The organism is Tepidamorphus sp. 3E244 (assembly GCF_046159835.1).
Taxonomy (GTDB): domain Bacteria; phylum Pseudomonadota; class Alphaproteobacteria; order Rhizobiales; family Tepidamorphaceae; genus JACKJK01.
On the sequence record NZ_JBJXCY010000001.1, the window covers coordinates 935,703 to 951,566 of the forward strand.

Below are 15,864 nucleotides of genomic sequence, written 5' to 3' on the forward strand. Positions count from 1 at the left end.
ACAATTGTGAGTGCGATGACCAATATTAACAGTCCCTATTACGACCAGTGTTGGGTGACACGCGCGGTTGAAAGAGGTGACCACAGAGAAGTGGTCGGTGGTATGTGGGAGGAAATTGGATCGCTCCAGCTCAATCTGTTAGTTAGCCACGGCCTCAAGCCTGATGAATATCTTTTGGATATCGGCTGTGGCAGTCTTCGCGGAGGTGTCCATATCGTACGCTTCCTTGAACCGGAACATTATTTCGGAACTGATCTCAACAGTTGTTTGCTTGATGCTGGTTATCGGAGAGAGCTTCTTCCGCTTGGGCTTGACAAGAAACTGCCGAGAACCAGCCTCATTGTTGACGACGCGTTCTCGTTTGAAAGATTCGGTGTCCGCTTCGATCGGGCACTAGCCTTTTCAGTATTTACGCATTTACCGCTCAATTCTATCCGCGTCTGTCTTGAGCGTCTAGCTGAGGTGATGGTGCCGGGCGGCATCTTCCACGCTACCTTCTTCGAGCTGCCGGTTGGAACTCCTTCCAGCGCTACGGTCGAGCACGCCCCGGCTGGGATCGTAACACACGGAGATCTGGATCCGTATCACTACAAATTGGCCGACTTGCGCTATGCGGCAAATGGTTTGCCGTGGAAAGTCGAGTATGTTGGCTCAATCAATCACCCACGCGGTCAACGGCTCGTCAACTTCGTCCGTCTGACCACAGTTGCGGAAGAGAATCCAGGTTCAGATATCTGATGCTAAGGTCATCATCAACGGCAGATTCGTGTGGTTCGCGCCAACAAAGTTTCTTATGAAGACGCCGCCGCAATCGGAGGTCGCACCAGTGCGCAAATCTAGCCAAATAGCCACCCTATGCGCCTCTGCATATCTGGGGAATTTTGCGAGCCGCTGATTACCGGGTGAAGAGTAAATGCACATAGCCACAGATATATATATTGTTCAAAGGTGCGCAGCAATATGACAAAGCCCCGAAAATGGTTTTATGAATAGATATTTTGATAAAATTTTCACAGCTACCGTTTGAAATTTCGTCAAACTGCGCATACCCGCACACTGGTGATTGCCTTTCGAGCAACGTTGCTGACCCATTCTTCGGCGTTCAGGCTTCCAGCATTAAACGGTCTGCCTAGCCAGCGTCTGGATTTATGTCTGTAACGAAGATTAGAAATGGTGGTCCATGGGCAGTAGAGCCCGATATTTATATATATCAGGCTTTATTATATATTAGTAGCAAATGCTCGATTAAGTATTCAAAATATAACGTATAATTAATCGGTATACTAACTAGGCGATTATATTGCAGGTCACTAAACTGAGCGGATGATGAAGTATGGATAGAGATATTCGCGACGTATGCTTGGTGTCGCTGGCTGACAGAAGATTTATGCCACACGTATCAGTGTTGATCGCGTCGCTGGCACAATCGGAGAGCAAATATCCGTTCTTTCTTCTGCAATCATTTTTAGCGACAGGAGAGCAGAAAATACTTAGGGATTTTGGTGCAAGCCTGGATATTGAAGTCGAAATCCTGACCGCTGATCGAAACAGCCTGAATCGATTTCAACAGTGCGGTGATTGGCCAGAATGCAATTGGATGAAATTTTTCATTCCGGAATTGATTCCCGAGCGCTTCGAGCGAGTCATCTTCCTCGATAGCGATATCGTCGTGACGAAGAGTTTAGCGGGATTGGCTGAACTGGATCTCGGCGGCGCCGCGGTAGGTGCTGTCCCTGATAAGCAGAACGACAACCCACGCCGCAAAGCAAGGCTGGGCATGCCCGTTGATGCAACTTATTTCAACATGGGGGTCTGCCTAATCGATCTAGCGCAGTGGCGGCAGCTTGATTTTGGGCAGACGGCTGCTCGTTTTGCCGCAGATCAACCGGAAAAAATTAGCTTCATTGATCAGTGCGCAATCAACGCAACAGGTTGGCAACATGTAGTGCCAATTCCAGGAACTTGGAACCAAATGGTCAACTATATTGCGTGCGGATCGGAATTGCCCCACGTCATTCACTATTGCGGATTTAAGCCATGGGACGACGTTAAAGTGCCAGCACGCGAATTTTATTTGGCGCGTAGGAAAGATACTCCTTTTCCGATCGATAATTGGAAATTGGCCGACGTTGAGATGCCTTGGCTCAGACGCAGGGATGCGATCCTGAACCGAATAGACAGTGTGTTGAGGCCTGATGTGATTCCAACCAAAAAAAGGCCAGTTCAGCGTTTCAATAGAAAACGCTACCAAGAATTTTGGAAGGCATTTGAGTGCGATTTACCCCACTCACGTAAGTCAGATGTGGAATAGTACCATGGCGGGGCGCGTTCTCTTGACCGGTGGTTCGGGGCAACTGGGGCAAAGCATATTAAAATTGGCTTCACCTAGCGCGCAGTGTTCGTGGGTTGCTCCAACTCGGTATGAGCTTGATCTGTCGGACGAGAACTCAGTGAGGCGGCTACTGGAAGGCGAGTCTTGGAGCGCAGTTGTGAACTGCGCGGCCTACACAGCAGTGGATGCTGCAGAAAGTGATGCGGTAGCGGCTCGTGCGGTCAATTCCAACGGGCCAAAATACTTAGCGGAGGCGTGCGAGGTCGCAGGGATCCCAATACTGCATGTCTCGACGGACTATGTCTTCGATGGCAGAAAATCCGCCCCCTATGTGGAAAGCGATGTTGCCAACCCGCTGTCCGTTTATGGCCGAACAAAGCTCGACGGCGAAGAGCTGTTGGCAAAAGCTGCAACCCGCCATCTCATATTGAGAACCGCCTGGGTCCATAGTCCCTATGGGTCAAACTTCGTTCGGACCATGATGCGGTTAGCAAGGGATCGCCAGTCTGTTCGTGTTGTGGCCGATCAGGTCGGGTCGCCCACATATGCGCCACATCTTGCTGAGGCGATTGTCCAGATCACACGCAGAGTTATTAGTAATCCTCAAAACGTCGCTTGGGGAATCTACAATGCGGCGGGAACGGGTGAAACGTCTTGGGCCGGTTTTGCAAAAGAGGTATTCAGACACGCGAAATGCCACGATCTTCCAGTTGCAAATGTGGTTCGTATTACCTCTAACGACTATCCGACCGCGGCCCCCAGACCAGCCAATTCACGATTGGATTGCTCAGCGCTTAAATCTGCATTCGGTCTGCAACTGCCGAGCTGGAAGCAGGGTGTCAAGGAATGTATATCTTCGATCGCGAGATCATCTCTTTAACGTACTATCCTGTGCTATCGGCGAGAGCGATAAGGTACTTTCCGTAGTCGCAATTACCGAGCGAAATTCCCGCATCTCGCACATTGTGGGGGTCTATAAAACCTTGCCGCAGAGCGACTTCTTCAAGACAGGCAATGCGAAGGCCTTGGCGCTGTTCGAGAATTCGGACGAACTCTGCGGATTCCATGAGCGATTGCGGTGTACCGGTATCGAACCAGGCAAAGCCGCGTCCGAGCCGTTCAACGTTCAGCGATGAGTTCTGGAGATAGACGCGATTGAGGTCGGTGATTTCCAACTCGCCTCGCGGCGATTTCTCAAGCGTTGCGGCAATTTCTGATGCTTGGCCGTCGTAGAAGTAGAGCCCAGTCACGGCCCAATTCGATTTGGGCGACCTCGGCTTCTCCTCGATTTCGGTCGCATATCCCTCGGAATTGAAAGAGACGACACCGTAACGTTCTGGATCATTCACCTGATATGCGAAGACGGTTGCCCCAGTCTGGCGAGCAGCCACTTTTTGCAGCCCTTCTGGAAGTCCGTGGCCGAAATAGAGATTGTCGCCCAAAATGAGGGCTGAAGGTTCACCAGCGACGAATTCGGCCCCTATGACATAGGCTTGCGCCAGACCGCCCGGTTCCGGCTGAACCGCATAGTTCAGTCGGATACCCCATTGGGAACCGGAGCCCAGCAGTCGCTCGAATTGATCGCGGTCCTCTGGTGTCGTGATAATCAAAATGTCCCTGATGCCGGCGATCATCAGCACGCTCAGGGGATAGTAGATCATCGGCTTGTCGTAGACCGGCAGCAGCTGCTTGGAGATTGCAAGGGTCATGGGATAAAGCCTCGTACCCTTGCCGCCGGCTAGAATGATTCCTTTCATCTGAAGTCTCCGTGAAGCCCCAGCCGAGCCCCCGCATAGACGCCCTCACGAAGCGGGCGCCACCATGCTTCGTTCTCGAGATACCATAGGACGGTCTTCTCGATGCCCGCCTCGAAATCTTCTTCTGCGCGCCAGCCAAGCTCCGACTGTATTTTCCCGGCATCAATCGCGTAGCGCCAATCATGGCCGGGACGGTCTTCAACAAAGTCGATGAGGCTAGCGTGGGGCGCGCCGATTGAATGGTGGCGATCCATTATCCGGCAGATCGTTTCAACGACCTCGAGATTGGATCTCTCGCTATCGCCGCCGATATTGTATGTCTCGCCGGGTGTCCCCGCTTCCAGCACGCGCACAAGCGCGCGAACGTGATCGCCGACATGCAGCCAGTCGCGAACATTTGATCCGTCGCCATAGACCGGCAACGGCCGACCATCTCGCGCATTCAAGATCATGAGCGGAATAAGTTTTTCTGGAAATTGATAGGGACCGTAGTTGTTCGAACAGTTCGATATCAAAACCGGAACCCCGAATGTACGGTGCCAGGCAGAGGCCAGATGATCCGATGCGGCCTTACTCGCAGAGTAGGGCGAGGAGGGGTCATATGGCGTGTCTTCCCGAAATTTCCCCTGAGCGCCAAGCGAGCCGTAAACCTCATCAGTAGAGACGTGTAGGAAACGGAAATCGTCACGACGATCGGAGCTTAAGTTCTCGATGTGGCGTCGGGAGGCTTCAAGCATAGAATGCGTGCCGAGCACGTTTGTGCGCACGAAGGAATCGGACCTGTCGATTGAGCGATCGACGTGGCTCTCTGCGGCAAGATGCATGATCGCGTCTGGTTCAAAGTTGTTTAATGCCGCTTCAACCGCCTCCTGGTCACAAATATCGATCTTCTCGTGGGCGTAATTATCGGCTGCCTCGAGTTCTTTGAGCGAGTCCGGGTGAGCGGCATAGGTCATCGAGTCTAGATTGAGAACCGAAAGGCCTTTATCCACTATCAGGTGACGGCAAAGGTTGGATCCAATGAAGCCGGAGCCCCCTGTCACAAGAATTCGCATCGCCAGTTGCAAGCCTATAGACCGCGTCTCGCCCTCAAAAATAGGGTCGAAGATCGCTCAGTTTAGGTAGATGACGGTCCTTGTCCGACATCGCGTAATCAAGACCAACTTCCGGCCATTTGATTGCCAGTTCAGGGTCGTCGAAAGCGACCCCAAGATCAGATTGTGGGTGATAGAACTCGGTCACCTTGTAGAGCACCTCTGTGTCCGGCACGAGCGTGCAGAAACCGTGGGCAAATCCCTCAGGTACCCAGAGCTGTCGACCATTTTCAGCTGACAACTCAACGCAAACATGTTGACCAAACGTGGATGACTGTGTGCGCATATCGACTGCAACATCTACCACCAGGCCGCTCACGACGCGTACCAGCTTACCCTGAGCGTGAGGTGGCGACTGAAAGTGAAGGCCGCGGATTGTGCCAGCCTGATGCGACACTGAATGATTATCTTGCACAAATACCGCATCTATCCCGTGCCGAGCAAACTCCCTTGCACTATAGACCTCGGAAAAGTGCCCCCTCGTGTCAACGTGCCGGGCTGGCTCAATCAATTTCAAATCGGGGATTTCCAACGACGTTACGATCATGTGATGGATTTCTGAAAATGGGTGGGCAATCGGCTGGTTATTGGTTCATCCTTATCAGACTGGCCGGGCATTGCGGGAAGGTTAGCGCCACGTCCGTCTACTGGATCCAACGAAGTTACATCAACAGGGAGAAGGCTGTTGCCACGGCCTCGAATTAGCTGGCGGTCGGGTTTCTCGCCACGATGGGTTTGGTCTGGAGCTCTTGTCGCACTCTTCGTCGCGCTCATAGCATCAAACGTGTTCACCTTTAACTACTTTTGGCAGAGGGAGTTGGACGCAGCGTACAACGAGTATCAGCGCCGTCGACTGCAAATCGAGGGGATGCGAGTCCGGGATGTGGATATCGTTTTTGCTGGCGACTCGATAATCGAAGAAGGGTATTGGCAGCACTGGTTTCCAGAGAAAGACATTCTGAATGTTGGCGCTCCGCGAACAACGACATATAATTTATATTATAGACGAAATCATATAACACGCGTTCATCCAGATAAAATTTTTATCATGGTCGGAATAAATGACCTTCTAATTTCAAAGGTCTTTTTAGAGATAGAACAGCTGGTTCGAATGTATGAATTATTATTGTTAGATCTAGAGGATGAGGCGCCCCATGCGAAGATTTATGTGAATTCTATAATTCCGACGGCGGAGTTTTGGGAAAGGGACTTTAACTTGAATGTGATCGCACCGATTAATGAACGCATCGAGGAAATGTGTTTGGCGGTGGGCTGTAAATTTATTGATTTGACCACTGAGCTTGTGGCCAGCGATGGATTTCTTGATCATCGTTTCACTGATGATGGATTGCACTTAAATGCGCTCGGTTATCAGAAATGGTTAGAAAAAATTTCTCCGATGGTTTTGGAATAGAATAAACCGTAAATCTGCGATTTTAGACGGAAGAATATATTGCAGAACGTGTCATCTTTTGCCCTTCGATGGGCATTCATTCTGCGGTTTTTCACCCAGCGACTGCACATGTTATGTTGGCTTGGAATGGCGCTCGCATTTGTCATGTTCCTATCGACGACTGGGGTTGGGATTATCGCAGCGTCATTGCTAACCTTGATGTTATTGCGGGGGGACTTTCAAAAATTACGTTGGCATTGGCATTCTCCATTGGTGATGCCCATCATGGTCTTGTTTTTGCTTTTTATGGTGAGCATGCTTTGGAGCAATGCTCCGCTAGAGGACGTCAAGGATCATTGGTCCAAGTATCTCAAGCTCATCTGTTTGCCAGCATTGATATTGGCTCTTGCTCGCGGGCGATGCCCGGAGGCCGCACTGTACGCTGCATTTGTTGGGCTCACCATACTGCTGGCGCTGTCGGTGGCTCATTTCATTTGGCCGGGTTTGTCGTTCTGGCCTGACGATGCACACGTGCCAGGCGTGCCTATCCGAACCTACACTCTCATGAACCTCGGGTCGGTGATCTTGGCGCATGGACTGCTCCTTTTCGCGTGGCGCGAGGCCAAGTTCGGTTGCAAGAAAAAGGCTGCCTTGGCTGTTGTCGTGGCTCTGGTCGCGTTGGCCCACCTATTGTTCGTCGTGCCTTCCCGGACCGGGGTTGTCGTGCTCATTGCGTCGCTTGGGCTCTTGTGCGTTCAGATCGGCGGGGCAAAGCACATTGTGGTCGGGATTGGCGCCGCTGTCATAATGTCCATCCTCGTTTACAGTGGTGTCCCAAAGGTTCGTGAGCGCTTTGACGCAATCCAGTCGGAGCTTGCAACCAGTCTCGAATCCGGAGCTGCGACCAGCTCAGGGATACGTTGGGAAATGTGGCGCTCAGGAATCAAAATGGTCGCAAACGCGCCTATCATCGGGCATGGAATTGGTTCCTTACCGCAGCTCTATCGATCGGCAGCGGCCGAGAGTGAGCATGGGCAACTGTTGCCAACGGAAGACCCTCACAGTCAGCCTCTGTCGATGGCAATCCCGTTCGGGGCTGTCGGGGTGGTGATCTTGCTGACCGTGTGGGGCGGCCAGATTTACTATTTCTGCCAATCTGGCAGTATTTCGGCATTTCTCGGACAAGCCGTCGTTGTGCAAAATATTGTTGCTGGCTTGTTTAACAGTTCAATCACCGCCTTCGATCTTGGCTGGTTTTACGTCACGTTGGTTGGGATTTTAGCCGCTGCTGTCTGGCGGGATCGGAGACGCATCACCCAGTCTAAGCATTGGAGATAGTTTGCCAGGCTATCAGGGTCAGTGCGGTTGCCTATTGGACAAGAACGGCGTGTTGGCATGCGACACCGTGAGCTCGCACGTCGGCCTCGCCTAAGCCGACTCCAGCGATCGTCAAGATTGCTTCGAGCGCTTCGTCCAGAGCTGGTGCAAGGCCGGTTAAAGCAGTTCTCAAGGATGTCTCGATGTGGTCAGGGGAAGATAGGCTCAATCCGGCAATGTCAACTTCCAGCTGAAGATCGTTGATGAGGCTCTTCATCAGAGACTGAACGGCTCCCTGAGTTGATACTTTTTTGATAGTGCCCTGACGCATGTCAGTCGCATTGAACCGCAAAATCTCAGCACGACTTTCGCCCACTTCAATGTCGGCACGGCCCTGGACTTCGATGAGTGGGGCCTTGATCAACGACACACTCTTGGTGGCAAGGTTTGACCCAAAGTTTGCGAGTTTGTCGGTGTCTATTTCTGCGATTGCCAACGACGCGATACCCGGGCGAACCGATATCTCAAGCCCATTCCCCACTGGAACGCCCGGCGTACAATAGATGCGTTTTAAATTGGCCTCCGCGAATGCCAACTCGGCGTATATCGGGAGTCGGAAAAATGGCTGTGGGAGGGTCCCGGCGCCGTCGATTTCAAGGTCGAGCAAAAAGCGCGTTTGGGCAGTGCGGATCGAGCCTCCCTCTCCGGTTGAACTGATAAATTGGGCAGGTTCGCCAATTGCTAGATACAGCTTTGCACTGGCGATCCCGGCAATGTTGGAGCCGAGGTCGATCTCCACTTGTTTGCTGCCAGTCGCGGCGCGAACGGACGCTGCCAAAAAATCTGCGACAGAAGCTTTAGCTGCAAGAGCTGAGGCACCATCGGCAATATTGAACGTGCCGTACCGACCGATGTCGATGACATCTTCAAGCATGAATGTCTGCTCAGTTGCTCCATTGCCGGTCGCAATTTTCTTGAGAGCAGATTGGCCACGGATGGAGACCGTGTGGGCCGCAAGTGCTGATGCCCATTGTGCCATGGATATGTTCGTTGCCAAGAGCTCGTCATAGGATGCTGCGGTCAGATCTAAGTCAGTTGCAAGTTGATCTAGCGAGCCAAATAGCGAGACGTCAGCTTTCGCGAGGGCTCGATAGTCCATGACGTTCAAGCCAATGTTGGCACCGATCAATCCTCCAAGCACAGCATTGACGATGCCGTCATTGAGTGACGCAAGGCGAGAACCAATCGACACAACGCCAAAGTTGGCGGCGACGGCCGTACCCACCACACCAATCCTCGCTTCAGATAGGAGTGATCGTCCAAAATAGAGCTTGCCAGTCTCATTCAACGAGACGCGAACCGCGTTGGCCGGCGTTTTCCCGGATACAAACCGATCTTCAGGTGCAATCGTGAGATCTGCCTCGTAACGACCAACCTCCACGTTCATCGCGCTTGGCGCACCTTCTTGCAGCAGCGTCTCGGTGTCGCGTTTCCCAACAGTTAGGACAACATCCCCCTTGCCATTGGCATTCAGCATCGCGCGCGCAATGGCCTCAGCATCTGCCGTGCGTCCCGCAGCTGCAATGGCAGTCAGGTCTGCGAGACTTTGAAATCTTCGTCTCTCCGAATAGAGCGATCCGACGTCAACGGAAATAGCAGCCAAAGCGAGCGCAACGGGCATAAAGACCGCGGCAACTATGGCGATATTGCCTTCCTGACATCCTGAAAATCGCTTCAGCTTAGAGATTGGTGCGGCATTGTGTTTGGGCATCGCTCACACGCCACCCAGTCGGATTGTCGAGGTTCTCGTAATCGTCTTTTCGGGCGTCGGAAGCGGCACATAGAGATCCCAGATCGGTAGGTCTTTTGCGCTGTAGCTTACCGAGACGTCGAACTGGGAATTATCTTCGATGCTCGGAGCCACCGACAATCCGACGAGTTCGGGGCGCAAGAGGATGTACTTTGAGACATTGCGGGAAACGAATGCCTCGGCGAGCTGCCGGCGTTCGTCATTGGAAATGCCTGCGATGCTTGCTCTGGCTGCGTCTGCTGCCAATTGTTGAACAGAATGCACAGCCCCAAAGTAAATTCCGTAGGCCAGCATGCCGACCATAATCAAAATAAAAACGGGGCTCACAATGGCGAACTCGACTGCTGCTGTACCCTTTTCGGAGCTGTAGAGTTGCCTCAGCGATCGCTGGGGATAAATTGACATAGCCGCACTCCCGAACAGTTCTGGTTCTCTGGAACGTTGGGATTAAAGGGCTGCGATCATTGGTCAGTTGCAAACAAGCGAAGATGAGATTCGCGGTTGTGTGTATGAGACACAAGCTTGGTTTGAATTGCCCTCGAGCGCCAATCGCTTGGAAATCAGTCGTTTACCATCCCTTAGACTTCGGTGCGGGTAGTCAGTCCAACAGGAAGTAGGGCCAGGAATTCAAGATTATGAGCAAGCCGAGTGCCACGGCGAACCACCTACGCGACCTTCGCCGCAGCTGTCTGTGACGCTCATACAGGATCTGCTTGTCTGACGGAGCTAGCGTATTCGCGGCGATTTTATGGAGCGTTTTTGACGGATGACGTAGGTTCATAATTTGTGACTAGCCTCATCCGTCGCTGGTAGGCAAAATTGGTTGGGTAGGCAGTCCAGTGGTTTCAAACAATCGTAGTTATGGCAATAGTTCTTCTGTTTCTTGCGTACTTTGCAGCAATTGGCCTGATCGTAAATTTTATGGGCATGGTTGGACTGCTACCAGGCCAGTTCGATTTTAAATTGATTGGTTCGCTGCTTGGGTTGTTCCTGCTGTGCTGCGGAGCAAGCTTTGCCTTGATGAAGTGCCTGAAAAAGGAGTCAGGCGGCATTCGACCTGATGCCCACATCCGCTGGTGGGCCCGCTGATCCCCAACCTTTGCGCTCAACGATCATTCTGTGACTTTGGCAGGTTGCCGTCCGTCTGTGGTCCAGTCGAGCAAATTCCTGAACGAGGCTGCTCTGCGTTATGCGCTGTCCTCGCTGTCCGGCTTCTTGGATTGACAGACGAGTTGTTCGATCAAAATTTTGAGCGACCTTACCTGATCGGGACAGTTGATCATTCGGTCCAATGCACCTGCAAGGAGCGCGTCAATGAGGACCAAATTTGTGTTCAAAAACGCCAATTCGCGATTCGCCCGCCGGAATTCGTCGTCCCATAGGATCATGGCCTCCCGCCGAACGGTGACGTATTCGGCGCTTGCAGGAATGTTTTGAGCAATGTCATGAACGGTGTCTTCTGACAGGCCCAGATAGTGGATGATGTGTTTGATTTCCAACGGTTTAGAGCGAGAGAATTTCTAATTGACCAAAATGGCTAGTCCCTAGCGTAACATCTGCGCAGACATTGCCGAAGGTCAAATGAAGATACGATCGTGGCCGCGAGCACACGTTTTGTGTTCTTACAATAACATTGTAGCGAAGCTTGGGTGCCACCTGGGTGAACGGCGCATAGGCTGATGAGGGCGAAAGGGCCGCGCCTCGTACATGGCGCAACCCTCTGCGCCTGCTCATCAACTCGCCGGCGTCAGGTCGCAGACGATGGCCGTCGCCGGCTTGTCCCCGCGATTGAAAAACCAGTGCACGGTGTTCTCGTCTTCGAGAATGCCTTCACCGTCGCCGGGTGCATCCGTCGTCTCGCCGTCGGGCCGGCCCTCGACCCATTCCCCGTCGATGACCTTCACCAGACCCGGGCGCACCTTGTGGTCGTGCTTGGCGATCTGCCCGCCCGGGTCGATGGTGATGGCGCGAAGCTGCATGAAGTAGCCTTCCAGTCCGGTCGTCGCCTTCAGGGTGCCTTCTTCCAGCACGCCGAGTTTTTCGACCGCCAGCCCCTTGTGCTCGATGGGGGCTTCTGCCGGCGTTGCCGCGTTGCCGGTGGCGGATGCAAAGCCGATGGCAAGGCCAGCCGCGAGGCAGGCGGGGGCGAGAAGCACGCGTGCGTTCAATGCGTGGGCGAGCGTCGAATTCTTGGCGGTCATGGCGAACATCCTTCTTCCGGTTGCCGATACCGTCACGCTAGGGCTAGGCTTCCGGCACCGGCAAACGACCTTTTTTCAACCGCGCTTGAGGAGAGTTCATGTCCCGCCGCCTGCCGCCTTTCGCAGCCGTGCGCGCGTTCGAAGCCGCCGCTCGCCTCGGCAGTTTCAAGGCTGCCGCTGCCGAACTGTGCGTGACCCAGTCTGCGGTCAGCCACCAGGTGAAGTCGCTGGAAGCGTTTGCCGGGCGCACGCTGTTCGACCGCACGCCTGCGGGCATCGTGCTGACCGCTGATGGCGAAAGCTACTTCGAGGAAGTCGGCATCCTGCTCGACCGTTTCGAGGCGAGCACCCAGTCGCTGCTGCGCGGCGAGGCGAAGGGCCGGCTGCGGGTCCGCTCCACGCCGGGCTTTGCCCATCGCTGGCTGGTGCCGCGCCTGTCGCGCTTTGCCGCCGCCCATCCCGATATCGAGCTCGATCTTTCAACCGACATGCCACCGACGGATTTCGCCGCCGCCGATTGCGACGTGCTGGTCCACTGGAAGGACAGCCCGCTCGCAGGCGCCGTGGTGGAGCCGTTCTTCGCCTCGATCCGCTTTGCGGTGGCCAGCCCCGCGCTTGTCGCTGGCCGCATGCCGGCAAGCGTTGCGGACTTTGAGATCTTCACCTTGCTGCACGACACCCACGCCGATGCCTGGGACGACTACATGGCCAGCGCCGGCGGCGTGGACTTCGACATCTCGCGCGGCCCCCGGTTCGACCACTGCGACCTGACCCTTGCTGCCGTCGAGGCCGGGCAGGGGATCTCGCTTGCCTACGAGTTGCTGGCTGAAGACATGCTGCGCGATGGCCGCATCGTGCGCGTGCTGGATCACGAAGTCGGCCCCTACCTGATGCACTCTGTCGCCTATGCACCGGCATCGGCCAATTGCGCGCGCGTCACCGCGTTCCGCGACTGGATATTTGCCGAAGCCGGCGCGCAGGAACGCAACGTCGGTGAAGGCCCGCCAACCACGCGACTTCGGCAGGTCTGACGCAGCGTCGACTTGCCCTCACATGAAAAGTCGGAAACGGGAACGCCACTGCCGGTTTTGGGGTGGCTCGCGCTTGCAATCGCGGTTTCGATTGACCCTGTTCGGCAAACCGGGTCTTGCTGCGCCAAACGCCAGCCAAGCGGTTGAAAACAAGAGGGAACGCAAAGCGGATGACCAAGCCCAATATCCTGATCCTGATGGTCGACCAGCTCAACGGAACCCTGTTCCCCGATGGCCCGGCGGAGTGGCTTCACGCACCCAACCTGCGCAAGCTTGCCGAGCGCTCCGTGCGCTTCCGCAATTCCTACACGGCGTCCCCGCTCTGCGCGCCGGGGCGGGCATCGTTCATGTCCGGGCAATTGCCCTCGCGAACCCGCGTCTATGACAACGCGGCGGAGTTCGCCTCCGACATGCCGACCTACGCCCACCACCTGCGCCGCGCCGGCTACCAGACATGCCTGTCCGGCAAGATGCACTTCGTCGGCCCAGACCAGCTTCACGGCTTCGAGGAGCGGCTGACGACCGACATCTACCCGGCCGATTTCGGCTGGACGCCGGACTACCGCAAGCCGGGCGAGCGCATCGACTGGTGGTACCATAACCTCGGCTCGGTCACCGGCGCGGGCGTCGCCGAGATTTCCAACCAGATGGAGTACGACGACGAGGTCGCCTACAACGCGGTGCGCAAGGTCTACGATCTCGCGCGCGGCCACGATCCGCGCCCGTGGTGCCTGACGGCGAGCTTCACGCACCCGCACGACCCCTACGTGGCGCGCAAGAAGTACTGGGACCTCTACGAGGATTGCGAGCACCTGCTGCCCGAGGTGCCAGCCTTCAAGTACGAAGAGCATGACGCGCATTCAAAGCGCATCTTCGATGCCAACGACTGGCGCAACTTCGACATTACCGAGGAAGACATTCGCCGCTCGCGGCGCGCCTACTTCGCCAACATCTCTTACCTCGACGACAAGATTGGCGAGATCCTCGACGCGCTGGAGGCAACCCGGCAGGAAGCCGTCATCCTGTTCGTGTCTGACCACGGTGACATGCTCGGCGAGCGCGGGTTGTGGTTCAAGATGAGCTTCTTCGAGGACTCGTCCCGCGTGCCGCTGATGATCTGCGCGTCCGGCCTTGAGCCGCGCCGGATCGACGATCCGGTCTCCACCATCGACGTGACGCCGACGCTGTGTGACTTCGCTGGTGTCGCCATGGACGACGTGGCCCCGTGGACCGAGGGGCAAACGCTGCTGCCGCTTGCCGGCGGCACGCCGCGCTCCGCCCCGGTCGCGATGGAATATGCAGCCGAAGCTTCTTACGCGCCGCTGGTTGCGTTGCGCGATGCCCGTTTCAAATACACGCGCTGCGCGCTCGACCCCGAACAGCTGTTCGACCTCGACAACGATCCGCACGAACTGACGAACCTTGCCGGGGATCCGGCCCACGCGGACAAGCTCGCTGAGATGCGCGCGATTGCCGACGCGCGCTGGGACCTCGATGCTTTCGATGCACAGGTGCGCGAGAGCCAGGCGCGGCGCTGGGTGGTATACGAGGCGCTGCGCAACGGGGCATACTTCCCGTGGGACTACCAGCCGCTGCAAAAGGCGTCGGAGCGCTTCATGCGCAACCACATGGATTTGAACATCGTCGAGGAGAGCCAGCGCTTTCCCCGCGGCGAGTAGGGGGCAAGATGGCAGGCGACGATACCTTCGATGCGGGCATGAAGGTCCGGCGCAAGATACTGGGCGACGACCACGTGGACCGTGCCGAAGCGCGCACCGACCGCCTGAACCGCGAATTCCAGACGCTCATCACGCGCTATGCCTGGGGTGAAATCTGGGCGCGTCCCGGCATGGACCACGAAACCCGCCGCGTGCTGGTGATCGGCACCATGATGGCGCTCGGCAAGTGGGACGAGTTCCGCATGCACGTCGCCGCCGCCCTGCGCGACGGCTTTTCCATCGACACGATTGTCGAGATGATGCTGCAGCAGGCGATCTATTGCGGCGTTCCGGTCACCAACACCGCCTACACGCATCTCTACGAGGTGCTGGACATGCTGGAAGGCGAGGGGATTTCGTTCGCACGCGGAGAGCGGTGACTCTTACGTCAGCGGAACCGTGATGGCGTCGATCACCGGTTTGGTTTCCGGCCGTACGCCGCGCCACCAGTGGAAGGCTTCCGCCGCCTGCTCGACGAGCATGCCCACACCGTCTGCGATCTCTGTCGCGCCGCTGTCGCGCGCCAGCGCAAGGAATGGCGTCAGGCCCTTGCCGTACATCATGTCGTAGGCGAGGCAGCCTTGCGCGAATGCACTCGCCGGGACGGGCGGCACCTCACCGTGCAGGCTGGATGATGTGGCGTTGATGACGATGTCGAAATCGCCTTTCGGAAAGCTGTCATAACCGCATGCGGAGACCTTGCCGAAGGGCGAGAAGGCGTCGGCAAGTTCATGTGCCTTCTGGGCAGTGCGGTTTGCGATCAGGAGTTCAGCCGTCGCGGCATTGATGATCGGCAGGATCGCGCCGCGCGCCGCCCCGCCGGCACCCAACATCAGCACGCGCGCGCCGCGCACCACGCGGCCGAGATTGGCTTCGATGTCGCGCACGATGCCCACACCGTCGAAATTCTCTGCGTGCAGCTTTCCACCCACGACCTTCACGCAGTTGGTCGCACCGGCGAGCTCTGCGTCGCGCCCGTGCACCTCGGCAAGTTCGAGACCTTCCAGTTTCAGCGGAACGGTCAGGTTGAAGCCCAGCCCGGCGCGCGCGCGAAACGCGTCGACGGCAGCGGCCAGTTCGCCGGGCTGCACCTCGATGGCCTCGTAGGAAATGTCCTGCGCAGTCTGGTCCGCAAATGCCATGTGGATCTGCGGTGACTTGGAATGCGAGACCGGGTTGCCGAAAAGAGCGTAGCGATCGGTCATGCCACC

Annotated in this window: 17 protein-coding genes; 9 read left to right on the top strand and 8 right to left on the bottom strand. The window is 55.8% G+C overall.

The window, feature by feature from the left end; translation table 11 throughout:
* Positions 1-15 precede the first annotated feature (15 nt).
* The 3 genes from ACKTEK_RS04480 to rfbD all read left to right on the top strand — a co-directional run bounded on the left by ACKTEK_RS04480 (position 16) and on the right by rfbD (position 3,212).
* Positions 16-738, top strand: a complete 723-nt coding sequence (locus ACKTEK_RS04480) for a class I SAM-dependent methyltransferase (RefSeq protein ID WP_409164881.1) — start codon at positions 16-18, stop codon at positions 736-738.
* A gap of 595 nt (positions 739-1,333) precedes the next feature.
* Complete coding sequence (locus ACKTEK_RS04485; protein WP_409164043.1) at positions 1,334-2,311, top strand: glycosyltransferase family 8 protein; 978 nt, start codon at positions 1,334-1,336, stop codon at positions 2,309-2,311.
* 4 nt (positions 2,312-2,315) lie between these two features.
* The gene (rfbD, locus tag ACKTEK_RS04490) at positions 2,316-3,212 is read left to right on the top strand and encodes a dTDP-4-dehydrorhamnose reductase (protein WP_409164044.1); all 897 of its coding nucleotides are present in this window, start codon (positions 2,316-2,318) and stop codon (positions 3,210-3,212) included.
* A 4-nt stretch (positions 3,213-3,216) separates the two neighbouring features.
* Here the strand turns inward: rfbD and rfbA are convergent, their stop codons facing one another.
* Genes rfbA through rfbC form a run of 3 tightly spaced genes read right to left on the bottom strand, consistent with a single transcriptional unit; the run spans position 3,217 to position 5,730 of the window.
* Complete coding sequence (gene rfbA, locus ACKTEK_RS04495; protein WP_409164045.1) at positions 3,217-4,089, bottom strand: glucose-1-phosphate thymidylyltransferase RfbA; 873 nt, start codon at positions 4,087-4,089, stop codon at positions 3,217-3,219.
* Entirely contained in the window at positions 4,086-5,144 is a 1,059-nt protein-coding gene (rfbB, locus tag ACKTEK_RS04500; protein WP_409164882.1) for a dTDP-glucose 4,6-dehydratase, read from the bottom strand. The genes rfbA and rfbB overlap by 4 nt, the downstream gene beginning before the upstream one ends.
* Before the next feature lie 34 nt (positions 5,145-5,178).
* The gene (gene rfbC, locus ACKTEK_RS04505; RefSeq protein WP_409164046.1) at positions 5,179-5,730 is read right to left on the bottom strand and encodes a dTDP-4-dehydrorhamnose 3,5-epimerase; all 552 of its coding nucleotides are present in this window, start codon (positions 5,728-5,730) and stop codon (positions 5,179-5,181) included.
* 270 nt (positions 5,731-6,000) lie between these two features.
* On the opposite strand from rfbC, the gene ACKTEK_RS04510 reads away from it, so the two are divergent.
* Together ACKTEK_RS04510 and ACKTEK_RS04515 are read left to right on the top strand one after the other, a co-directional pair.
* Positions 6,001-6,597, top strand: a complete 597-nt coding sequence (locus tag ACKTEK_RS04510) for a GDSL-type esterase/lipase family protein (RefSeq protein ID WP_409164047.1) — start codon at positions 6,001-6,003, stop codon at positions 6,595-6,597.
* A 48-nt stretch (positions 6,598-6,645) separates the two neighbouring features.
* Positions 6,646-7,914, top strand: a complete 1,269-nt coding sequence (locus tag ACKTEK_RS04515) for an O-antigen ligase family protein (RefSeq protein ID WP_409164883.1) — start codon at positions 6,646-6,648, stop codon at positions 7,912-7,914.
* Positions 7,915-7,945: 31 nt separating this feature from the next.
* Here ACKTEK_RS04515 and ACKTEK_RS04520 read toward each other — a convergent pair whose 3' ends face one another.
* Together ACKTEK_RS04520 and ACKTEK_RS04525 are read right to left on the bottom strand one after the other, a co-directional pair.
* On the bottom strand, positions 7,946-9,664 hold the full coding sequence (locus ACKTEK_RS04520) for a pilus assembly protein TadG-related protein (RefSeq protein ID WP_409164048.1): 1,719 nt from the start codon (positions 9,662-9,664) through the stop codon (positions 7,946-7,948).
* Positions 9,665-9,667: 3 nt separating this feature from the next.
* Positions 9,668-10,108: a TadE/TadG family type IV pilus assembly protein gene (locus ACKTEK_RS04525; protein ID WP_409164049.1), complete on the bottom strand. Its 441-nt coding sequence runs from the start codon at positions 10,106-10,108 to the stop codon at positions 9,668-9,670.
* A 456-nt stretch (positions 10,109-10,564) separates the two neighbouring features.
* Here ACKTEK_RS04525 and ACKTEK_RS04530 point away from each other — a divergent pair, with 456 nt between their 5' ends.
* Entirely contained in the window at positions 10,565-10,792 is a 228-nt protein-coding gene (locus tag ACKTEK_RS04530; RefSeq protein WP_409164050.1) for a hypothetical protein, read from the top strand.
* A 98-nt stretch (positions 10,793-10,890) separates the two neighbouring features.
* Here the strand turns inward: ACKTEK_RS04530 and ACKTEK_RS04535 are convergent, their stop codons facing one another.
* Both ACKTEK_RS04535 and ACKTEK_RS04540 read right to left on the bottom strand, forming a co-directional pair.
* Positions 10,891-11,202: a hypothetical protein gene (locus ACKTEK_RS04535; protein ID WP_409164051.1), complete on the bottom strand. Its 312-nt coding sequence runs from the start codon at positions 11,200-11,202 to the stop codon at positions 10,891-10,893.
* A gap of 234 nt (positions 11,203-11,436) precedes the next feature.
* Complete coding sequence (locus ACKTEK_RS04540; RefSeq protein ID WP_409164052.1) at positions 11,437-11,904, bottom strand: cupin domain-containing protein; 468 nt, start codon at positions 11,902-11,904, stop codon at positions 11,437-11,439.
* Between the two features lie 98 nt (positions 11,905-12,002).
* Between ACKTEK_RS04540 and ACKTEK_RS04545 the strand changes: the two genes are divergently transcribed.
* From ACKTEK_RS04545 to ACKTEK_RS04555, 3 genes are all read left to right on the top strand, one after another.
* Positions 12,003-12,935: a LysR substrate-binding domain-containing protein gene (locus tag ACKTEK_RS04545; protein WP_409164053.1), complete on the top strand. Its 933-nt coding sequence runs from the start codon at positions 12,003-12,005 to the stop codon at positions 12,933-12,935.
* A 170-nt stretch (positions 12,936-13,105) separates the two neighbouring features.
* Complete coding sequence (betC, locus tag ACKTEK_RS04550) at positions 13,106-14,614, top strand: choline-sulfatase (RefSeq protein WP_409164054.1); 1,509 nt, start codon at positions 13,106-13,108, stop codon at positions 14,612-14,614.
* Positions 14,615-14,622: 8 nt separating this feature from the next.
* Complete coding sequence (locus tag ACKTEK_RS04555; RefSeq protein ID WP_409164055.1) at positions 14,623-15,033, top strand: carboxymuconolactone decarboxylase family protein; 411 nt, start codon at positions 14,623-14,625, stop codon at positions 15,031-15,033.
* 3 nt (positions 15,034-15,036) lie between these two features.
* On the opposite strand, the gene aroE is transcribed toward ACKTEK_RS04555, so the two are convergent.
* Positions 15,037-15,858, bottom strand: a complete 822-nt coding sequence (gene aroE / locus ACKTEK_RS04560) for a shikimate dehydrogenase (RefSeq protein WP_409164056.1) — start codon at positions 15,856-15,858, stop codon at positions 15,037-15,039.
* Between the last annotated feature and the right edge of the window lie 6 nt (positions 15,859-15,864).